Annotated in this window: 20 protein-coding genes; 5 read left to right on the forward strand and 15 right to left on the reverse strand. The window is 49.4% G+C overall.

Annotated features, from left to right (window positions below; translation table 11 throughout):
* Positions 1 to 83: 83 nt before the first annotated feature.
* A complete protein-coding gene (locus tag OCV59_RS10200; protein WP_147594375.1) occupies positions 84 to 1496 on the forward strand; it encodes an APC family permease in 1413 nt (470 codons plus the stop codon).
* Between the two features lie 50 nt (positions 1497 to 1546).
* Here the strand turns inward: OCV59_RS10200 and uvrC are convergent, their stop codons facing one another.
* The 4 genes from uvrC to OCV59_RS10220 all read right to left on the reverse strand — a co-directional run bounded on the left by uvrC (position 1547) and on the right by OCV59_RS10220 (position 7381).
* Positions 1547 to 3415, reverse strand: coding sequence for an excinuclease ABC subunit UvrC (gene uvrC, locus OCV59_RS10205; RefSeq protein ID WP_147594376.1), 1869 nt, complete (start codon positions 3413 to 3415; stop codon positions 1547 to 1549).
* Positions 3416 to 3424: 9 nt separating this feature from the next.
* A complete protein-coding gene (locus OCV59_RS10210) occupies positions 3425 to 4870 on the reverse strand; it encodes a D-alanyl-D-alanine carboxypeptidase family protein (protein ID WP_262584330.1) in 1446 nt (481 codons plus the stop codon).
* A 56-nt stretch (positions 4871 to 4926) separates the two neighbouring features.
* Positions 4927 to 6015: a 3-phosphoserine/phosphohydroxythreonine transaminase gene (serC, locus tag OCV59_RS10215; RefSeq protein ID WP_147594378.1), complete on the reverse strand. Its 1089-nt coding sequence runs from the start codon at positions 6013 to 6015 to the stop codon at positions 4927 to 4929.
* A gap of 340 nt (positions 6016 to 6355) precedes the next feature.
* Positions 6356 to 7381, reverse strand: a complete 1026-nt coding sequence (locus tag OCV59_RS10220) for an NAD(P)H-dependent amine dehydrogenase family protein (protein WP_147594379.1) — start codon at positions 7379 to 7381, stop codon at positions 6356 to 6358.
* A 376-nt stretch (positions 7382 to 7757) separates the two neighbouring features.
* Here OCV59_RS10220 and OCV59_RS10225 point away from each other — a divergent pair, with 376 nt between their 5' ends.
* Positions 7758 to 8888, forward strand: a complete 1131-nt coding sequence (locus OCV59_RS10225; protein ID WP_147594380.1) for a 3-phosphoglycerate dehydrogenase family protein — start codon at positions 7758 to 7760, stop codon at positions 8886 to 8888.
* Between the two features lie 273 nt (positions 8889 to 9161).
* Here OCV59_RS10225 and OCV59_RS10230 read toward each other — a convergent pair whose 3' ends face one another.
* Genes OCV59_RS10230 through OCV59_RS10240 form a run of 3 tightly spaced genes read right to left on the reverse strand, consistent with a single transcriptional unit; the run spans position 9162 to position 11207 of the window.
* Positions 9162 to 10019 (reverse strand): YihY/virulence factor BrkB family protein, encoded by an 858-nt coding sequence (locus OCV59_RS10230; protein WP_147594381.1) that lies wholly within the window; start codon positions 10017 to 10019, stop codon positions 9162 to 9164.
* Positions 10019 to 10627 carry an RdgB/HAM1 family non-canonical purine NTP pyrophosphatase gene (gene rdgB, locus OCV59_RS10235; RefSeq protein ID WP_147594382.1) on the reverse strand — a complete coding sequence of 203 codons (609 nt, stop codon included), beginning with the start codon at positions 10625 to 10627 and terminating at the stop codon, positions 10019 to 10021. The genes OCV59_RS10230 and rdgB overlap by 1 nt, the downstream gene beginning before the upstream one ends.
* A gap of 28 nt (positions 10628 to 10655) precedes the next feature.
* Entirely contained in the window at positions 10656 to 11207 is a 552-nt protein-coding gene (locus OCV59_RS10240; protein ID WP_147594383.1) for a manganese efflux pump MntP, read from the reverse strand.
* A 216-nt stretch (positions 11208 to 11423) separates the two neighbouring features.
* Between OCV59_RS10240 and OCV59_RS10245 the strand changes: the two genes are divergently transcribed.
* Positions 11424 to 12338: a D-2-hydroxyacid dehydrogenase gene (locus OCV59_RS10245; RefSeq protein WP_147594384.1), complete on the forward strand. Its 915-nt coding sequence runs from the start codon at positions 11424 to 11426 to the stop codon at positions 12336 to 12338.
* A gap of 221 nt (positions 12339 to 12559) precedes the next feature.
* Positions 12560 to 13339, forward strand: a complete 780-nt coding sequence (locus OCV59_RS10250) for a hypothetical protein (RefSeq protein WP_147594385.1) — start codon at positions 12560 to 12562, stop codon at positions 13337 to 13339.
* Between the two features lie 271 nt (positions 13340 to 13610).
* On the opposite strand, the gene groL is transcribed toward OCV59_RS10250, so the two are convergent.
* The 3 genes from groL to OCV59_RS10265 all read right to left on the reverse strand — a co-directional run bounded on the left by groL (position 13611) and on the right by OCV59_RS10265 (position 16675).
* Positions 13611 to 15245 carry a chaperonin GroEL gene (groL, locus tag OCV59_RS10255; protein ID WP_147594386.1) on the reverse strand — a complete coding sequence of 545 codons (1635 nt, stop codon included), beginning with the start codon at positions 15243 to 15245 and terminating at the stop codon, positions 13611 to 13613.
* A 19-nt stretch (positions 15246 to 15264) separates the two neighbouring features.
* Positions 15265 to 15537: a co-chaperone GroES gene (locus OCV59_RS10260; protein WP_147594421.1), complete on the reverse strand. Its 273-nt coding sequence runs from the start codon at positions 15535 to 15537 to the stop codon at positions 15265 to 15267.
* Positions 15538 to 15790: 253 nt separating this feature from the next.
* The gene (locus tag OCV59_RS10265; protein ID WP_262584332.1) at positions 15791 to 16675 is read right to left on the reverse strand and encodes a DNA-3-methyladenine glycosylase family protein; all 885 of its coding nucleotides are present in this window, start codon (positions 16673 to 16675) and stop codon (positions 15791 to 15793) included.
* A 186-nt stretch (positions 16676 to 16861) separates the two neighbouring features.
* Between OCV59_RS10265 and OCV59_RS10270 the strand changes: the two genes are divergently transcribed.
* On the forward strand, positions 16862 to 17032 hold the full coding sequence (locus OCV59_RS10270) for a DUF362 domain-containing protein (protein WP_147594388.1): 171 nt from the start codon (positions 16862 to 16864) through the stop codon (positions 17030 to 17032).
* Between the two features lie 95 nt (positions 17033 to 17127).
* Here the strand turns inward: OCV59_RS10270 and OCV59_RS10275 are convergent, their stop codons facing one another.
* The 5 genes from OCV59_RS10275 to OCV59_RS10295 form a co-directional block, all read right to left on the reverse strand.
* On the reverse strand, positions 17128 to 17769 hold the full coding sequence (locus OCV59_RS10275) for a redox-sensing transcriptional repressor Rex (protein WP_147594389.1): 642 nt from the start codon (positions 17767 to 17769) through the stop codon (positions 17128 to 17130).
* An 18-nt stretch (positions 17770 to 17787) separates the two neighbouring features.
* The gene (gene acpP, locus OCV59_RS10280; protein WP_147594390.1) at positions 17788 to 18015 is read right to left on the reverse strand and encodes an acyl carrier protein; all 228 of its coding nucleotides are present in this window, start codon (positions 18013 to 18015) and stop codon (positions 17788 to 17790) included.
* 143 nt (positions 18016 to 18158) lie between these two features.
* Positions 18159 to 20177 carry a ribosomal protection-like ABC-F family protein gene (gene abc-f / locus OCV59_RS10285; RefSeq protein WP_147594391.1) on the reverse strand — a complete coding sequence of 673 codons (2019 nt, stop codon included), beginning with the start codon at positions 20175 to 20177 and terminating at the stop codon, positions 18159 to 18161.
* A gap of 114 nt (positions 20178 to 20291) precedes the next feature.
* Entirely contained in the window at positions 20292 to 21308 is a 1017-nt protein-coding gene (gene tsaD, locus OCV59_RS10290) for a tRNA (adenosine(37)-N6)-threonylcarbamoyltransferase complex transferase subunit TsaD (RefSeq protein WP_147594392.1), read from the reverse strand.
* A complete protein-coding gene (locus OCV59_RS10295) occupies positions 21305 to 21484 on the reverse strand; it encodes a hypothetical protein (RefSeq protein ID WP_147594393.1) in 180 nt (59 codons plus the stop codon). Before OCV59_RS10295 ends, tsaD begins: the two co-directional genes overlap by 4 nt.
* Positions 21485 to 21494: the final 10 nt, after the last annotated feature.

Below are 21494 nucleotides of genomic sequence, written 5' to 3' on the forward strand. Positions count from 1 at the left end.
TACAGCCTCGCGTACATCACCCCCACCGCGGACGAGATCCGCATAAGCAATCATACCTGATTTTATTAAAAAGGAGAGAAAACATGTCAGAAAAAGAAAGAACAACAAACGTTGAAAACTCCGGCGGAGGTCTTGAAAAACTTCATTACAAGCAGGAGCTCAACCGAGTGCTCAAACTGCCTTCGGTAGTCTTCTTCGGTATCGCCTACATGGCTCCGATCACGATCTTCACGACTTACGGTCTGGTAACAAACATGACCCACGGTATGCTTTCATTCACATACCTCGTGGCAACGCTGGCTATGATGTTCACAGCGATGAGCTACAGGCACATGGTAAAGGCATACCCTATCGCAGGATCAGTATATACTTACACACAGCAGAGCCTGAATCCTCATATCGGTTTCATGGCCGGATGGGGAATACTGCTCGACTACATACTGCTTCCGATGTTCAACTATGTTGCCATAGGTGTGTACATCCACATACTTATCCCGGAAGTGCCTATCGTTGCATTCATGGCTGTCTTCATCATACTTGTAACAATAGTAAACCTGTTCGGAATGAACTTCACGAAGATATTCAACAATACACTGATCGTGATCCAGCTGATATTCCTAGTAGCGATGCTCCTGTTCTCGATAAAGTATATCGCAGGAGGCGGAGGTCTGGGCACACTGACAGACACAACAGCATTCTTCAATTCAGTTGAATTCGCTTCACCTGAAGTGGGCTGGGCAGGCATATTCGCAGGAGCATCTATCCTCTGCATGTCATTCCTCGGATTCGACTCGGTAACGACGATCGCAGAAGAAACTATAGAACCTGAAAAGACTATCGGAAGAGCGCTGCTTATCGTATGTTTCGCTGCAGGCGGCACATTCATCCTGACATCATACATCATGCAGTCAGCATGGCCTGAAGCATGGTTCTCATTCAACGATGCCGACTCAGGTGCATACGAATACATGGGCCATGTCCTCGGAAACGTTGTCGCTCTGATATTCTGTGCTATATTCATCATCGGAGCTACAGCTTCAGCCGTAGCATCATCTGCATCCGCTGTAAGAATACTCTACGGAATGGGAAGAGACGGACTTCTCCCCAAGAAGATATTCGGCTATGTAAACAAGAAGACAAAGGTTCCTTCGATCAATGCAGTTATCATCGGTATCATCTCGATGTCAGCTCTGATCCTGGATCTTTCAGCAGCCGCATCACTCGTAAACTTCGGCGCACTGCTCGGATTCGTGATGGTAAACATCTCTGTTATCTCCCATTACTTCATCAAGGGACACAACAGAAGCGGCAGCGGCATCATCAAGTTCCTGATCTGCCCTATCATAGGAGCGATCATCTGCGCTATCCTGTGGCTGAATCTCGACGGTCTCTCAAAGATCCTCGGATTCATATGGCTCGCTATCGGATTCGTTGCACTTGCCATTTCCACGAAATTCTTCAGAGAACTCCCTCCTGAGATGCATCTCGATGAATAATTACACCATAACAAAAGAGCACGGCTTCGGCTGTGCTCTTTTACATATATCTACTGTTCGTTTTTATGGAAATAATGCCATACGGCTTCGGCCGCCCGCAGATTCATACCTTCCACGTCTTTCAGCGAATCGACATCTACCGACTTTATCGCGTCTACACTCTTGAAATGCTCCAGCAGTGCGGCTTTACGCGTCTTGCCGATGCCCGGGATATCGTCCAATACCGATCTCGAAGCACTCCTGTTCCTGAGGCTTCTGTGGTATTCTATCGCAAATCTGTGCACTTCCTCCTGCATCCTGCCGATGTACCTGAAAAGCATAGGTTTTCCCCTGAGCGGGATCTCATCGTACTCGTCGCTGCCTTCTCTGCGGTAGATCAGTGCCCGTGTCCGATGCCTGTCGTCCTTGACCATCCCTACGACCGGTATATCAAAGCCTGTCGCGTCGATCACCTCCAGCGCTGTCGACACGTGCCCTTTTCCGCCATCCATGAATATGATGTCAGGCAGCACTTCAAACGCCTGATCGCCCTGAAACACCCTGTTGAATCTCCTGGTCAGCACCTCACGCATGGATTTGTAATCGTCCTGCCCGTACACAGTCCTGATCCTGAATTTCCTGTAGCTGCTCTTGTCCGGCTTCAGACCGTTGAACACTACCATGGCGCCAACGGTGTCGACACCGTTGGTATTCGAGATATCATAAGACTCCGTGCGGAACTCTCTGCCATCGTATTCGCCCGATACTTTTCCCATTTCCTTCAGTATGCTGAATATCTCCGCCCCCAGGTTCCGCCTTCGCTCTCTGGCGTTCGCGGCACGTTCGTCTATCGTCTTGACCATTTCCAGCACATCGCGGTACGCCATGTCAACAAGAGCTTTCTTCTCGCCCTTCTGAGGTTTCGTCAGTTTCACATTGTGACCCGCAAGTTCCGACAGATACTCCTCCAGCAGCTCCTTTTCAGCAGGAAGCTGAGTCAGCAGGATCTCTTTCGGAAAGTTCGGCAGTCTGCTGTAGTGCTGATTTATAAAAGCGGCAGTCAGCTCTCTGCTGTCTTCTTCCGAGGACGCCTCCATCTCGTACGACTCTCTGCCGACGAGCTTGCCGTCTCTCACGAAAAACAGTACCATGTGCGTCTCCTCGGTTCCTCTGGCAGGGATCACGATGTCGATATCCTTGCTGTGCTGTATCACCACGCGCTGTGTCGCAGACAGCGCCTTTGCGGCTTCGATATAGTCGCGGTACATCGCTGCATCTTCGTATTCCAGACGCTCCGCCGCCTCTCCCATCAGCTTCTCCAGCCTTGCGATGATCGGACGGTTCCTGCCGTTGAGGAATTCTCTCGCGCCTTCCACGCTCTCGGCATATGCAGCCCTGTCCACTTCTCCCGTGCAGATCCCCCGACACTGATTGATATGGTAGTTCAGGCACGGTCTGAATCCCTCAGGGAACGATGCTGCCGAGCACCGCTTCAGTGCGAAGCTGCTGTTCAGCAGGTCCACGATCTTGTTCACCGCGCCCGCATCGCTGTAAGGTCCGAAATACTTTCCGCCGTCTTTTTTGACGATCCTTGTCTTTATCACCCTCGGATAATCCTCATTGGTGATCTTTATATAAGGATACGTTTTGTCATCTCTGAGCAGGATATTGTACTTGGGTCTGTACTTCTTTATCAGGTTGCACTCCAGTATCAGCGCCTCCATCTCGCTCCCCGCGGTTATATATTCGAATTCCGCGATCTGGCTCACCATGCTCCGCACTTTCGGAGCCATGTTCTTAGAGGACTGGAAATACTGGCGCACGCGGTTTCTCAGCGATATCGCCTTGCCCACATAAATGATGTTTCCAAGCTTGTCCTTGTGCATATACACTCCCGGACATTCCGGAAGTCTTTTTAGATTTTCCTGTATATCAAACATATTACCTGTCTATCTGTTGAACATGTCTCTCTGGCGCTCCCATTCTCTGCGTCGCGCCTCTCTTGCACGTTTCGCTTTCATACGCTGCCTCTTTTTACGCTGGCTTCTCTTCACCGCAACGAAGAGTACGAATATCAGGATCAGCAGTATCACCTGCATCACGATGAACAGCGTTTTATGCTCGTCCGCGATACCTATGTATGAAAGCGGCCCGCCCTTTTCCACGCTCTCGAGCGCGACCAGATCCGACGCTGCGATCACATCTCCGTCTTCATTGTATGCCACGAGCGTTCCGATACTGTCGCCTTTTTCCACAGGTGCCTTCAGCTTCTTCTCAGCTTTGAGCACTTCTGTCGTCACAGTGTCAGTCTTTGTTCCTTTATCAAGGGTTATATCCATATCCTCTGCGACTGCTGCAGGCACACGGCTCTTCGCGCCCTGCCATATACGCAGTTCATCGACCTGCTGCCCGGCTTCAGCTGCCTTGTACGTCTTGTATTTAGAAAACCCGTAGTCCCATAACGCTATAGTATCTGTAAAGCGCTGCGCAGATTTTTCCGCATTCAGCGTCACGACGATCAGCTCTGTATCTTTCTTTTTTGCAGCTCCGCAGAAGCAGTACCCCGCATCCTCGGTGAACCCGGTCTTTACACCTGTAGTACCTTCGTATTTCAGAGGGCGCTCTTTGCCGTTCACTTCCGCCGTCTTGCTGTCTCCGACAAGGCACATGTTCGTGGACTTTATATTCCTTTCCGATGACATGTCAGTCTCCGGTATCGTATACTGCTTTTTAGCTACGATCTCCCTGAACTGCTCGTTTTTCATAGCCTCACGCGCGATCATCGCGATATCGTACGCAGTCGTCACATGCCTCTGCCCCGCCGGTGTGAGACCGCTCGGGTTTGAAAATTCAGTGTCCTTCGCTCCGCACTGTGCAGCCCTTTCATTCATCATCTCAGCAAATCCTTCCCAGGATCCGCCCATGTGCATCGCCAGCGCATCAGCTGCATCATTTGCAGAAGCTATAAGTGTCGCATTTATCATCTGCTCCGCAGTCAGAGTCTCGCCCACCTTGAGCGCGATATTCGTTCCCTCGGGATCCGGCTCGTTATACGCCGTGACCTCTTCGTTCATGTCGAGGTTCTCCAGTGCGATCAGCGCTGTTATTATCTTCGTTATGCTGGCCGGATCGCGCTGCTCGTATGCGTTCTTTTCGTAAAGTATCGCACCGCTACCTGCGTCTATCATTATAGCCGACGTCCCGGATATCTCCGGTGCGTCGTCCCAGTTTATGTCTGTGGACGCCTTTAACTTTATACTGCCCGAACCGCTGTCTGTATTTTGCGCATCTGCAAAAGACGGCGCTGCTCCTGTCAGGATAAGCGCCATCATCATTATTATACAAACCACAGTTCTGACAGACATACTTCTGTTTTTATTAGTGTGTGTCTTCATATATTCCTTCATCTCTTACATCATCGGGAATCTGCGTAAACTGCTTCGTATCGTTTCTATTTGTTCTCTGCCTCGAATTTCTTCATGAATTCGATAAGAGCGTCAACGCCTTCTTCAGGCATTGCGTTGTAGATGCTCGCACGCATGCCGCCTATGGATCTGTGTCCGTTGAGGTTGTGCATGTTGTTAGCCTTTGCCTCTGCAACGAATTTCTTGTCGAGATCAGCATCGCCCGTAACGAATACGACATTCATCAGCGATCTGTCTTCTTTTTCAACAGGGCACTTGTAAAGCTCGCTGCTGTCGATGAAATCGTAAAGCTTCTGTGCTTTCTTCACGTTTCTTCTGTTCATCTCTGCTACTCCGCCCATCTCCTTGATGTGTTTGAACACTTCGCCTGCGATATAGATCGCGAAGCAGTTAGGTGTGTTGTATGTCGATCCGTTGTCTGCGTGGATCTTGTAGTCAAGGTAAGTAGGCACTGTCTCTTTTGCAAAGCCTATCAGGTCTTCTCTCATGATCGCGATGGCGATGCCTGACGGTGCGATGTTCTTCTGAACGCCTGCATAGATGAGGCCGAACTTGCTCACATCGATCTCCTCTGACAGTATGCACGATGACATGTCTGCAACGAGAGGGATATCTCCCGTATCCGGGATGTACGGATAGTGAGTTCCATAAATAGTATTGTTGAACGTGATATGCACGTAGTCAGCATCAGGTCTGAAATCTTCTTTCTTTACTTTCGGTATATATGAAAAAGTCGACTCTTCTGATGATGCAACGATCTTGATGTCTCCGAATTTCTGAGCTTCCTTCGCTGCCTTCTTCGCCCATGTTCCTGTGATGATATAATCAGCCTTGCCTGATTTTCTCAGGAGATTCAGAGGGACCATCGCAAACTGCAGTGTGCCTCCGCCCTGTATGAACATTACCTTGTAATTGTCAGGAATGTTCATGATATCTCTGAGATTTTTTTCTGCATCTTCCAGAATTGCTTTGAATTCAGCGGATCTGTGACTCATTTCCATTACTGATTCTCCACAGCCCTTGTAGTTTGCCAGATTTGCGGCTGCGTCTTCGATCACGCTAAGCGGCAGCATCGACGGACCTGCCGAAAAGTTATATGCTCTTTCTTTACTCAATTTGGTCACCTCCACCTTTTTTACTAATTCTTGTCCATTTGAGTATTACAAAAAACTTCTATAATAGATTTATTATATCACTCTGCGACTTTAGCGTAAAGAAAAAAAGAAAATGTATTTGCCAAGGATTTCAGCAAGCGTTTCGCCGGGCATTTTCAAAATAAAAAAGAACGGCGCCGCACCACCTTTACATATCGATGCAGCACCGCCCCCCGTTTCCAGAAAACATTATTCTTCTGTATTACTTTACTACATTATATCATACCGCCTCATATATCTCCGCATCTGTCATCCGTCCGTACATCCCGGACTTCACGCTTCGTATATATCCCACAGCATCCTAGCAGTAGAATTCTCCCGGATAAGTCAGGTACTGATTAGGCTCCAGCTGATCCGCAGTGACATATCCAGGCTGCGCGAGGATGAGTCCAGGGATTCTGTTGACTACTGTCGCGCATGTATGCTCTACAGTTGCCGGCTTTACGACATGGAATTCAGTATCAGGCTCGCCTGATATCTTCCAGTCGCACATGTCGCCGTCATCCGGTCCGTAAACCTTGCCGATGGTCTCTTCTTCGATCGTGATTCCCTGCATCGTCTCTATAGTCACTACTGCCGACATTCCGATGCATTTTCCTGCCTCGATAGTCTTGCCGAGAGTGCTCGAGTATATATCCTTGTCTATCACTGCAGGCACGTGCTTCTGCGTGATCGACCTGATCGTCAGACCCAGCTTGTTACAGATGGCTTCACTCGCATTCCACGCATAGGACGGTTCGAACTCTGCCGGGTGAGCAATGTTCTTCTCGAATTCTTCCGGCGTCAGATCACATCCGTGTGCGTTTGCCAGCGCGAGACCGTATTCATCTACATTGTAGCTGTATGCGCCCTTTATCTTCGTGATCTTGTGACAGCCGCCTGCTACCAGGGCCACCATGTTGATCCAGAAGATATCCTGCATACCGCTTCCGGTGATCGTGCACCCCGTCTCCTTTGCGATGGCATCAAGACGGTTGATATGAGCTGCCGATGTAGTCCACGGATAGATAGCCTCCTCGCATGTCGTGATCACATTGATACCGCGGACTGCGCATTTTTCCACATGATCGTAGATATCGTCGATAAAGCTGAACAATGTGACGATGGCAACGTCTGCATCGCATTCGTCGAGGACCCTGTCAGCATCATCGGAGATGATCACCCCTGTTTTGAGGCCCAGCTCTGCGAAGTCACCCACGTCCTGTCCGACTACATCCGGATTCACGTCTATAGCTCCCACGATCTGCATACCATGTTCATGAAGATATCGCAGGATGTACTTGCTCATCTTTCCGCATCCGTACTGAACGACTCTGATTTTTTCCATAATAAATCCCTCCCTCGTTTTTTCGACTTGTTTCTTCAGATTAATCTGTAATATCTGAATTATCTTATGTATTGTTATTATACACTATGAAATATGTTCAAAACAACAATTTTCAAGATTTGTTCCCGGGATTTTTTGCTGACTATTAGCTTACGAGCATGCCAGACCATATACCCGCTATTTCTTCCCCTGCTGTCGGATTCCGGGGCTGTTACCCCCCACCCAAAGCCATACCCACGCTTCATGTTACCGGATACATATTGCCCTTTACCGAATCCGCATGAAGTGCTATAATTAGACTATTATTCGAGAATGCAGCAACAGCGCATTACCCGAAAGCAAAACAGTCTAAATTAATTAAATGTGAGGTAATATTATGTATAAAATCGCGACATTAAACAAAATCTCACCGGTAGGTCTCGACTGTCTTACCGATGACTACACGATCACAGAAGAGATCCAGGAAGCTAACAGCATCATCCTCAGAAGCTACAGCATGCATGAAATGGAGCTTTCTGACGAACTTCTCGCTGTCGGCAGAGCCGGCGCAGGCGTGAACAATATCCCGCTCGACAAATGCGCAGAAAAGGGCATCGTAGTATTCAATGCTCCGGGAGCTAACGCCAACGCAGTAAAAGAACTGTGCCTGGCCGGAATGCTGCTGGCTGCAAGAAACATTCCTGAAGGCTACGAGTGGGCAAAGACGCTCGAAGGCACTGAAGAAGTCGGCAAAGCCGTAGAAAAAGGCAAGGGCCAGTTCGCAGGGACTGAGATCAAAGGCAAGACACTCGGTGTCATCGGTCTTGGTGCAATCGGTGTACTCGTTGCAAACGCAGCAGAGAAGCTCGGCATGAACGTTATCGGATACGACCCGTTCATATCACTGAAATCAGCTCACTCGCTTTCGAACACCATTTCAGTTACTCACGCGCTGAAGGACGTTCTGCCTCTTTGCGACTACATAACGATCCACGTTCCTGTAATGGATTCAACAAAAGGAATGATCAACGCAGAAGCATTCGAACAGATGAAAGACGGCGTGATATTCCTGAACTTTGCAAGAGACAAGCTGGTAAACGACCAGGATCTGATCGCAGCGCTCAACAGCGGCAAAGTCAAGAAATACGTCACAGACTTCCCTAACGACGCAGTGATCGGCCAGAAAGGCGTGATCGCACTGCCGCACCTCGGCGCATCCTCCTCGGAAGCAGAAGACAACTGCGCAGTGATGGCGATCGAACAGGTCATGGACTATCTCGAAAACGGCAACATCGTGAATTCCGTGAACATGCCTGCATGCTCACTGGGACCTAAAAAAGGCACACGTATCGCTGTCATCTCAAAGGCTGACGCAGGCGTGCTCGAAAAAGTCGCTGCGATATGCGAAGGCGACGTCGTGAACAAGGTAAGAGGCGACTACGCTTACACACTCGCTGAAACAGACGGCGACATCGACGTGTCATCGATCGCAGGCGAAGGCGTTATCAGAGTGAGAGTCATCAAATAGTCTCACAGGACGTTTACTCATAAGTACTCAAAAACCACCGCGCATCTCACACAGATGCATACAGCTCCGGACGTCCGGGCTGAACGGTGGTTTTATTTTTTTCTTTTTTGTTTTTTGTAAAGACCTGCAGGTCTCTTTTTTTCGGCTTTTATGGCCAGGTCCTGCTTTAGCGTGCACTGCATCAGGCAGCTCAGTCTACATGCATACCGTATCCGGCACCTTATCACGGCCGGTGCCATATTCATAACGAAATATATCGATCAGCTCAATCCGTCACGGCCGGTGCCGCTTGCTGACCGGCTTTTCCGCACTCTCGTCCCACACCTTTATGAACAGGACTCCCAGGAACAGCACCCAGGCAAGCAGGAAAAACCAGAACATGATCGCTACTACCGATGACAGCGCCCCGTACAGGATGTCATAATCAGCCAGCGAGTTCGCATATTTCGAATAACACAGTGTCACTATCAACATTCCGATAGAAGCGAACAGACTGCCCGGAAGTATCCTTTTGAACTTCACCCTTTCGGTAGGCAGCAGATAGTAGTTATATGTCACCATCATGAAGTACAGCGCAAATCCGAGCACCCATCTGAGAAACATCCATACATTATCCAGATATTCCCCCGCCGGCAGCCCCAGCGCTGACACGATGACCTCAAGGATCAGCTTTCCGTATGCCAGTATGACTATCGAAAACGCGATCGTAAAGATCGTCACCAGTATCGTACGCACCGCTCTGAAACGCTCGATGAAATAATTACGTCCGGTACTCCTGCCGTCCGTCAGAGTATAGTTCGTTATACGCATTATTGAAAACGATGCTCTCGAGCCGGCCCACAGAGCTATGAACGCAAATACGATAGAGCTCGCACCCGCAGATTTGAATCTGAACAGCGCATTCAGCATGCTCGACATCTGCTTTCCGGTATAGGCTTCTATCAGTCTTAGTGCGCTTTCCACTGAAATACCGAAAACACCGAGGATCTGTGTCATCAGAAGGAATATAGGCGTTATCGACAGCAGCAGATAAAAAGCCACCTGTGCCGCAAAGCCCTGATAATACGGATCCTTCATCTGCTTGAAGCCGAGCAGGAGCATTTTTCCCAGTCTCTTCTTGAAATCAGCCATTAAAGATTACCCTCTTCTGACATAAGTTTTTCTCTCAGCACTTTCAGCGCATTGGCTCTGTGGCTTATGCGGTTCTTGACTTCCGGGTCTATCACGCCGAAAGTCTCGTCATATCCGACAGGCACGAACAGCGGATCATATCCGAATCCGTTGCCGCCGTGAGGTTCGAGCAGCAGGTGCCCCTCCACTTCGCCTCTGGCTACTACAGACCTGCCGTCCGGATACACCATCGTTATCACCGAGACGAACCTGGCTGTGCGCTTTTCATAAGGCACGTCCTTTATCAGACTTATCAGCTTCCTGTTGTTTGCCTCGTCGTCGCCGTCGACTCCCGCAAAACGCGCCGAATATATCCCTGGCGCACCGTCAAGGCAGTCGACTTCCAGACCGGAGTCATCAGCAATAGTCACCTGTCCGCAGAGCTTCATTATCTCATAAGCCTTCTTATACGAATTTTCTTCAAAACTGCTGCCGTCTTCAACTATCTCCACATCAGGGACACCTGCATCTTTTCTCGAGATCACAGACATCCCGAATTCCTTCGTTATCGCTTCTATTTCTACGATCTTGTGCTTGTTCTGCGTAGCCGCAACTATAATCTTATCCACATTATCACCTTTTCTTTTACAATAAATATCAGAGAATAGCCTTGATACCGATGATCACAAGTATCGCTCCGCCGAGCACCTCTGCTCTGCTTCCCAGCATATCGCCGAATTTGCGGCCGATCAGGATCGCGATCACGACGATCACCGCAGTGGTCGCACCTATTATGGCCGACGGCTCGATGATGCCGATCCCCAGCGCGCTGAAACCTATGCCGACAGCAAACGCATCTATGCTTGTCGCCACCGCCTGGAAAAGCAGCGTTTTCAGATCCATCACCCTCGATGGCGCGGTTTCATGCTTCTTCATGTCATCGAAACCCTCTTTTATCATTTTACCACCTATGATGCCCAGAATAACGAATACTACTATTCCCGAGTATTTCGCCATTATGTCCGCGAACAGTCCTCCGGCATAATATCCCAGTATCGGCATCAGCATCTGGAACGCTCCGAAAAAAGCGGGCATCGCCGCATACCTGACTCCGGTCAGATTTTTATAAACCATTCCGTTAGTCATGGAAACTGCCGCGGCGTCCATCGAAAGACCTGCACCGATCAGCAGTATATCTGCAAGATCCATTCATTTCCCCTTTCATCCGCATCGCTGCGAAAACCCGCCTATGCGAATACATGGGGAATCACAGCACTACAGCATACACACGATTATAACACACATGACCTGGACTTTCCAACGCTTATAGTGTAAAATAGCAGTGTCGATTTGTTCATGTTTTCTTCACGGACAAATCATTTCTTTATGTATAGTAATAACGTTGACGATTCTGGAGGTCAGTATATGGATATTGTGATTCTCGATGGATATACCATCAATCCCGGAGATTTGAGCTGGGAACCGCTTGAAAATTTATGTGACAGGCTCACTGTCTACGATTCGACACCGATGGACATGGCACTGGAGCGAGCAGGCAGCGCCGAGGTCCTGATGACCAGCAAGTGCTTCATCACGCGAGAATTCATGGAGCAGTGTCCGAACCTCAAATACATAGGCGTCACCGCGACAGGATATAACAACGTCGACGTCGCCGCAGCCGCAGACTTCGGCATAGCGGTGACCAACGTGCCTAAATACTCGACGGATGCCGTTGCTCAGCACACGATCGCGCTCATCATGGAGCTTGCTAACAACGTGGGGCTGCACAACCAGTCCGTACACCAGGGCGAATGGGCCGACTGCAAATATTTCTGCTACTGGAAAAAGCCGGTCACGCTCCTCGCCGGAAAATCGCTCGGCATCATCGGTTACGGTGCGATAGGAAAAAGAGTGGCTGCCATCGCCTCGGCTCTCGGCATGAAGATCAACATCTACAGAGAAGATCCTGAGGGTGCGATGAAATCTGACTTCGTCTCGCTCCACTGCCCGCTCACAGAAGAAAACAAAGGCATGGTGAACACTGAGTTCATCGTGAACATGAAGCCGGGAGCTGTCCTGATCAATACGGCGCGCGGAGGACTCGTCGACGAACGTTCGCTTTACGACGCACTCAAGTCCGGATTTCTCGGAGCCGCTGCACTCGACGTGCTGGCAACTGAACCGCCGGCTCACGACAGCCCGCTGACGACACTCGACAACTGCATCATCACGCCGCACATGGCATGGTCGCCGCAGGAAATGCGCCAGATCATCATCGATGTGCTGGCAGACAATCTGCAGGACTGGCTGCACGGCGGCAGACTCAACAGAGTCGACTAGCCTGACGGCCGCATACGGATACTGCACAGGTACATGTGCAAAAGCCATATGCGCCGTCACTATGAAACTCTATATGTGATATGTGGCGCTCACCGACCACCGAGCGTTGCAGCCGCAACATTGCTCAGCCTGCAATATGGTATAATATAGATATGATAACTACTGAGACCCCGAAATATCCCGCAGGATATTTCCATAAAAACAAGAAAGGTGTGTTAATTATGGCCGGATTTGATATCAAAGAAAAAATAGAACATAATGTAAAAAAGGCTGTTGCCGATTTTCAGGAAAGAGACGACATCACAACAAAATTCGGAGAACCGGTTCTCGCATATGTATATGCGAAAGATCCGCTCTTCGACATGTTCTGGGAGAGAGAGCTCTGCAAGCACCCGAAGGCGATCTTCCAGCCCGGGAATACAGTGATCCTTCACTATGTTCCGTTTGCAGACGAAGTCGCTGCAGGCAATGAGGGCGGCGATGCTCCGTCAGCACAGTGGGAAAGAGCATTCGTCGAATCGCTGTGGCTCTCGATGGAACTCAACAGGGTCATCAGAGGTACGCTCGACATGATCGGCAGACTTTCTTCGGCGCTCACGACTCCTACAGACTGGGTGGATGATCTGCATCACGAGGAGTTCTCTTTCAAAATGGCAGCGTACGCCGCAGGAATGGGTGAGTTCGGCACAGGCGGTTCGTTCCTCATAAACGGAAAATACGGCGGACGTCTCGGTGCTGTATCTACCGACGGAAATTACGCGGACCCTTCAGAACCTATGACGCAGCAGCAGCTCGATGAAGTCTACGATATGCTTCATGCAAAGTGCCGCTACGAGGGCGCTCCGGGAGTTTCATGCTCACAGGAAATGATCGACGCCTGTCCCGGACATGCGATCTCCGCAAACGGCATCGACAGAGCAAAGTGCCAGGAACACTGCAGGACTATAGACAAATACATACCGTCGCCTGAAGTATGCGGCAAGTGCTTCAGGTTCAGATAAGTCTCTGCTGCCCTTCACGCGGGACGGCGATCAGACACGACCGTACGCGGTCAAACCAAAATGCTGTAAAAGACTGTCCGGCGATGTTTTCAGAACATCTGCCCAACAGTCTTTTCTTTTTACCGCATAAAAATGATCCCTGCGTTAAACGCAGGGTTTTCCTTATACAATAAAAGCTGTGCAAATGGTTCATCCATCCGCACAGCTTTTTCTCACACTTTTAAGGTTTATTTACCGGAACGGTTTCTGATGTGATGCAGTTACTGCCGCACTACATCATTCCAGGCATTCCGCCTCCCATGCCGCCGCCCATTGGCATTGCAGGTTCATCTGACGGTGCGTCTGTGATTCCCGCTTCAGTTGTCAGCAGCATTGCTGAAGCTGATGCAGCATTCTGGAGTGCTGATCTCGTAACCTTTGCAGGGTCTACGATACCTGCGCCGATCATGTCGACATACTCTTCTGTAGCTGCGTTGAAGCCTGTTCCTTCCTTGCTGCCCTTTACCTGAGCAACTACTACGCTGCCTTCGAAGCCTGCGTTTTCTGCGATCTGCCTTACCGGCTCTTCCAGAGCTCTCACGATGATAGTACCGCCTGTCTTAGCATCGCCGTCAAGACCTTCAACATACTTCGCAACTGCAGGGATAGCATTTACCAGTGCCACTCCGCCGCCTGAAACGATACCTTCCTGAACTGCTGCCTTTGTAGCGTTCAGAGCGTCTTCTATCCTCAGCTTTCTTTCCTTCAGCTCAGTTTCTGTTGCTGCGCCGACCTTGATGACAGCTACGCCGCCAGCCAGCTTGGCAAGTCTTTCCTGAGTCTTTTCTCTGTCGAAATCCGAAGTAGTGTTCTCGATCTGAGTCTTGATCTGAGCAACTCTTGCCTTGATCTCCTCAGCATCTCCCGCACCGTTCACGATAACAGTGTTTTCCTTGTCTACCTTTACAGTGCCTGCGCTTCCCAGCATATCTGCAGTAGTTTCCTTGAGCTCATATCCGAGATCTGATGAAATAACTGTACCGCCTGTCAGGATAGCGATATCTTCGAGCATAGCCTTTCTTCTGTCACCGAATCCAGGTGCTTTTACTGCAACGCAGTCGAATGTTCCCTTGAGCTTGTTGACGATGATAGTTGCCAGAGCTTCGCCTTCCAGATCATCACAGATGATGAGGAGCTTTCTTCCCTGCTGAACTACCTGTTCGAGTACAGGCAGGATCTCCTGGATGTTCGATATCTTCTTGTCAGTGATCAGGATGTAAGGGTTTTCGAGAACCGCTTCCATCTTCTCTGTATCTGTTACCATATATGGTGAGAAGTATCCTCTGTCGAACTGCATACCTTCAACTACATCGAGAGTAGTTCCCATAGTCTTTGATTCCTCGACAGTGATGACTCCGTCTTTTCCCACTTTTTCCATAGCTTCCGCGATCAGCTGTCCGATGTTCTCGTCTGCAGCTGATACTGCTGCTACCTGAGCGATGCTGTCCTTGTTGTCCACTGTCTGAGCCAGTCTCTTGATCTCATCTACAGCAACGTCTACAGCGCCCTGGATACCTCTCTTGAGTACCATAGGGTTAGCTCCTGCAGCAACGTTTTTGAAGCCTTCCTTGATTATGATCTGAGCCAGCAGAGTAGCAGTAGTCGTACCGTCTCCTGCCACATCGTTAGTCTTTGAAGCGACTTCCTTGACTACCTGCGCACCCATGTTTTCCACTGAGTCCTCGAGCTCGATCTCTCTTGCGATCGTAACACCGTCGTTTGTGATGAGCGGTGAGCCGAACTTCTTGTCGATCAGCACGTTTCTGCCCTTAGGTCCCAGCGTGATCTTAACTGTATCTGCTAATTTATCTACACCTGCCTGAAGTTTTCTTCTGGCATCTTCTCCGTAATGTAATTCCTTTGCCATATCAAAATACCTCCCTTTATTATTCAACTATCGCCAGAATGTCTCTCTGGTTCATGATCGAGTACTCTTCGCCGCCGTACTTGACATCTGTACCGGCATACTGAGCAAATATCACCTTGTCCCCTGTCTTGAGCTCCATTTTCTCGTCTTCTGTTCCAGGTCCGACTGCAACTACCTCAGCAACCTGCGGTTTTTCCTTAGCCGAGCTCGTAAGAAGGATACCGCTCGCCGTTTTTTCTTCCGCTTCTATTTTCTTGATAACTACTCTTGAACCCAAAGGTTTGATTCCAATACTCATTATGTCATCTCCTTTACATTTTTCTTATATAATTTGAAAAAGGATCTTTCCTTTTTATATGCACCTCTGTCTGAGCTTTATGCAAAGCTCACTCCGCGGCCGTCGCTGCATCTGTCATGCAGCAATTCTGCAATGCTGCCGACGCCCCGGCGATTGTTAGCACTCATTATTTCCGAGTGCTAACTATAATTTACAGCCATTTCCGCTATTTGTCAACCACCTTTTTTGATTTTCTTCGCTCAGCGGATCACAGATTTTTGTTGTGAGTTATGTAATAGAAAAGATACTGCTGGGCTATTCCTCCGTACTCTCCGAAATGTTCCGCCGCAAAGTCCGCCATAGCCTTCATATCGCCCTCATCCATGCCGTACAGCCTGTTCATGACCTTCCTGACCCAGACGTCTATCGGGAACCGGTCCATCTTTCCCAGCGAAAACAGAGCGATGCAGTTTGCCACCTTCGGTCCTACACCGGTGTACCTCCTGAGCTGATCGAAAGCCTCGTCCGAGCTCACCTCATCCGTTCCCAGCCTCTCCAGGCTCTCTATACCTTCCTCCGCTACCATTTTCGCCGTATCGATCAGATACTTCGCTCTGTATCCGAGCCGGCATGGAGCGAGATCATCCAGTGAAGCTCCCGCCAGCACTTCCGGGGACGGCAGATCATAGAATTCCTTTCCGGCGAGCGCCCCTGCTCTGCTGCCCAGCGTCTCAGCCAGCGAGTTTATGCATTTCTTTATACGAGGTATGTTGTTGTTCTGAGATATTATAAATGAGATCAGGGTCTCCCATTTGTCCTGATTGAGTATGCGTATGCCCGGCCCGTATTCGATGGCCTTTGCGATCACCTCGTCTTTGCATGAGAGCTGTTTCTTTATCTCCGAGTAATCTCTGTCAAGATCCAGATAATGATGCCATATGTTCCTGTAATCGTCTTCATCCGCGCCGTGTATCTTCAGCACTCCGGTGTCACTGTCATACTCCATGACCGCCACTCTGCCGTGAGCGGTCCCCGCATACATCCCGTCAGCTGTCTTTTCCCACCTGAAACACTGCCCGCAGTCAAAGATATTGTCGAGATCAAAATCTCTTACCCCCTCGGCGATCAGTACTCCGTTATCTTCTCTTGCCATTACACTGTCCCTTTCTCTTTCATATATATGATATCCATATCGATCCATCTGCAGGATCCCGCGGTCTTAAAGCTCTTTCCTGACCGCTTTTCCCTGTAAGTACGTAAACTTTAATCTTGAATTCCTCGTTAAGGTTTGTTATAATCAGTTTGTCATTTAGTGATAATTTTAAAGGAGGTACTTACAATGGCTTATGTAATCAAAGACTCATGCATCAGTTGCGGAGCTTGCATGGACGAATGTCCTACAAATGCTATCTCAGCCGGCGATTCTATGTATGTTATAGATGCTGACACTTGCATTGATTGCGGTGCTTGCGCAGGCGCATGTCCTGTGGATGCTCCAGTTGAAGAGTAGTTCAAAAAAACATATATCAATGTGATAATTAATAACCGTTTCATAATGAAACGGTTATTTAATTTACCAATATTCTTATGTAATACACCCTGAGCCTATTCCTGACTCTGATTTCTGTTCATATGGTATGCGAGAGAATGCAGGCTGTCGCTTATATGCATATTCTCGAGCGCCACATGATTAGGTGTTTCTATGTCTATCGGTGCAAAATTCCAGAGACCCCTCACCCCTGCGAAGCACAGCTTGTCTGCAACTTCCTGGGCGGCGTCCTTGGTAGTACATATGATACCTATATCTATATCGTTTTCCTCAACAAATTCAACGATATTGTCATAGTCCATGACCTCTATATCGTTGATCTTCATTCCAATAAGCCGCGGATTTATCTCGAAGATACCGCAGACGATGAATCCGGTCTTGTAGTAGTACGTGTGGTTTGCCAGCGCCTGCCCCAGATTGCCCGCACCGACGATCACCATCTTGTACTGCTTATCCAGGCCCAGTATCGCGCTTATCTCATCGTAAAGGCCGTCCACACTGTAACCGTATCCCTGCTGGCCGAATCCTCCGAAATTGTTGAGATCCTGCCTTATCTGCGACGCAGTGTACCCGGTCAGATTACTGAACTCGCTGGATGATATCTTGTCTATGCCCTTCTTCTGAAGTTCGCGCAGATATCTCCTGTAACGCGGCAGCCTCTTGATCACAGCATTGGAAATCTTAGCTTGCCTTTTCATCTCAAAACCTTTTGTTTTTTATGCTCTTGATTCCACGTAGTTTACGATGTCGCTTACTGTCTGGAATTTCTCAGCGTCTTCGTCAGGAACTTCGATGTCGAATTCGTCTTCGATAGCCATGATGATCTCTACTGCATCCAGTGAATCAGCTTCGAGATCCTTCATGAGATGTGTTTCCATCTTCACGTCTTCTTCATCAACACCTAACTGCTCTGCTATTATTCCCTTGATCTTGTCTAATGTCATGATATATACCTCCATAATCAAAATATCATTTTTCGTTACTATATTATGCCGCTGAAAATATATGCGGCAACTCCCAATCATTATAGAGTATGCACTCTTTTATTGCAATAGTTTTGATAAAAAAATCAGATGCCCGGCGCGCGTCACTCCTGCAGCTGGAGCCAGCTCTCATATTTTTCATCGAGATCGTCTTTCTTCTCTGTCAGCGCCTTGCTGATCTCCGCAAGCTTTACGTGATCCTTTGCCACATCTTCCCTGCACAGCTCTTCTTCAAGCTCTTTTATGGAATCCTCAAGCTCCTGTATCTCTTTTTCGAGCTTCTCTCTGTGCCGCTTCAGCCTGCGCTCCTCGGCCTCTTTTTCCTTCTGGATGCGCCTGCGTTCTGCAGAAGACAGCTCCGGCTCACCGCCGCCTGCCGCCTTTGCATCAGATACAGCACCCTCTGCAGCATCCCCGTTTCCCGGTGCGTCTGCGCGTTTTCCCGCAGACAGCTCCTCCAGGTACTTCTTGCCGGATCTGATCTGCTGCTGTTTCTTTTCGACGTAGTAATCATATGTTCCCAGGTAGTTGTCTATGCCCTCGGACGTCAGCTCGATTATCCTCGTCGGTATCCTGTTAAGGAAATATCTGTCGTGGGATACTATGATACATGTTCCCGGAAAGTCCAGGAGTGCTTCTTCAAACACTTCTTTGGACTCGATGTCGAGATGGTTGGTCGGCTCGTCAAGCATCAGCACATTCGCCCCCGAAAGCATGAGTTTGAGAAGCGAAAGTCTCGCCTTTTCTCCGCCGCTCAGCGATCCAACCGTCAGGAACACTTCGTCGCCCCTGAACAGGAATCTTCCCAGTATATTTCTTATCTCCGTATCCGTGTAAAGGCCGTACGAGTCTCTGACTTCACCCATCACGGTGTTTGCCGCGTTCAGCAGCTGCTGTCCCTGGTCGTAGTAGCCGAACTGCACGTTATGGCCGATCTTTATGCGTCCCGTATTCGCGGAAAGCTCACCCATCAGGATCTTGAGCAGTGTCGTCTTGCCGATGCCGTTCGCACCGACTATGCACACACGCTCACCGCGCTTTATATCGAGGTCGACTCCGTGGAACAACTCAGTTCTCCTCGAACCGTATCCGAAGCTCTTCGAAAGTCCCTCGGCATACAGCACATCTCTTCCGCTCTGGAAGTCCGCCTTGAACGACAGCTTCATCTTCCCTGTCGTTCCTTCAGGTCTGTCTATCACATCCATAGCTGCGAGCCGCTTTTCTCTGGAAGCTGCACGTTTCGCAAGCTTCTCTGTGCCGCGCTGCTTGAACCTGCGGATCATATCCTCCTGACGGCTGATCTCCTTCTGCTGCTTCTCATATTTTCTAAGCTCAGCCTCGCGCCTGTTCTTGCGCTCAGTGGCATAAAACGTATAGTTTCCTTCATATATATTGAGCTTGTGATTTTCGACCTCGAATATCCTCGTGACTGTCTCATCCAGAAAATATCTGTCATGGGAGACGAGCACGATCGTGCCCTTGTAGCTCTTGAGGTACTGCTCGAGCCATTTCAGCGTGCCTATATCCAGGTGGTTGGTCGGCTCGTCGAGGAACAGTATGTCCGGCTTTCTCAGAAGCAGACACGCCAGCGACAGTCTCGTCTTCTCTCCGCCGCTCAGCGACGATATCTTCTTGTCGTAGCTGTCCTCACCGAACGCCATACTTGAAAGTATGCCCGTGATCTCGCTTTTATATGTATACCCGCCGGAATCTCTGAATTTTTCCTGCATCATGTCGTAGCGCTCGAGCAGTCTGTGGCTTTCCTCTTCTCCCTCAGGACCTGCCGACGCGAGCTCTTCTATGCGGGCCAGCAGTTTTTCCATATCCTTTTCCATCTGCGGAAAGGCTGAAAATATGCTCTCAACTTCTTCTATAACTGTCTTTTCGGAATCGAATGCCCCGTCCTGCTTCAGATATCCTATGTTGATATCCGACGAAATGAAAAAGTCTCCTTCCTCGCACGGCAGCTCGCCTGTGAGTATCTTCAGAAGTGTGGTCTTTCCCGCTCCGTTCACGCCGATTATGCCTACGCGCTCTCCCTTGTTTATATGGAAAGAGACCCGGTCCAGGATCACATCCGTTCCGTATGCTTTTGTAAGATCTTTTGCTGATACTACTATCATATATGAACCTGCAGCACTTTTACCGCTGCACCTTTTCCTTTCCTTAAAACAGAGCCTGACCCGCCATTGGTCGTCCGGCGGGCGGCTCTGATGATATTTTTATTAAAAGCCTGTCTACAGCTCCAGATTCGGTATCGCATCCAGAGTCAGTTCGTCGCGTTCACCGGCTATATACTTGTAATACGCCGCGCAGCCTATCATCGCGGCATTGTCCGTACACAGTACCGGTGACGGATAATAAAGCTTTATGCCGTTCTTTTCACATTCCTCGCTCATCATCTCTCTGAGCCTGCTGTTAGAGGCCACTCCCCCTGCGAGGACGATCTTGTCCTTGTCCATGTCTTTTGCAGCTTTTACCGTCTTCGCCACGATAACGTCGAGGACAGCCGCCTGAAAGCTCGCGGCCACATCTGCCTGATTTATCTCACGGCCGGCCTGCTTCTCGGAATTTATGTAGTTCAGAACGCCTGTCTTGATGCCGCTGAAACTGAAATCAAGGCTGCCCTTTTCCAGGAACACACGCTTGAATTCCACCGCGTGCGGATCGCCCTGTTTCGCCAGTCTGTCTATCAGAGGGCCTCCGGGATATCCCAGACCCAGCACCCTGGCCACCTTGTCGTACGCTTCGCCTGCAGCATCGTCTCTCGTTCCGCCGAGGACCCTGCACCGGTTGTATCCTGTCACCTCCACGATATTCGTATGTCCGCCTGATATTATCAGTGACATGAACGGAGGCTCAAGATCCTTGTGCTCTATATAGTTCGCACTTATATGGCCCTGTATGTGATGAACGCCTATCAGCGGCTTGTCTGCCGCCAGCGCATATGCCTTTGCCGTCGCCAGGCCTATCAGAAGCGCTCCCACGAGACCGGGGCCGTATGTCACGCCTATCATATCCACATCGTCGATAGTCACGCCTGCTTCCTCCAGCGCCTGATCGACAACCGTATTCACATTTTCGAGATGGTGCCTGGATGCGATCTCCGGTACGACACCGCCATACTGCTTATGTATCTCTATCTGCGACGAAATGATATTTGAAAGGACTTCACGTCCCTCCAGCATCACAGCTGCCGCTGTTTCGTCACAGCTAGATTCTATTGCAAGAGTTAGTAATTTTCCGTTCTTCATAAATTGTTTCGTCCTTCTTCCAGTTTTTTCTCGCACTGGTTCTCTCCGTTCAGATGCCTGCAGTTTTCACATGACATGTAGCTGCTCATACTGAACACATCGAAATCGTGTCGCCTCGAGAACTTTCTGCACGGATAAAAAACCTCATTCATATTTTCGCCTGAAAACTCGTCCATGGCACGCCTC

It is taken from the genome of Brotomerdimonas butyrica (assembly GCF_025567305.1).
GTDB lineage: Bacteria > Bacillota > Clostridia > Peptostreptococcales > Anaerovoracaceae > Lentihominibacter > Lentihominibacter butyricus.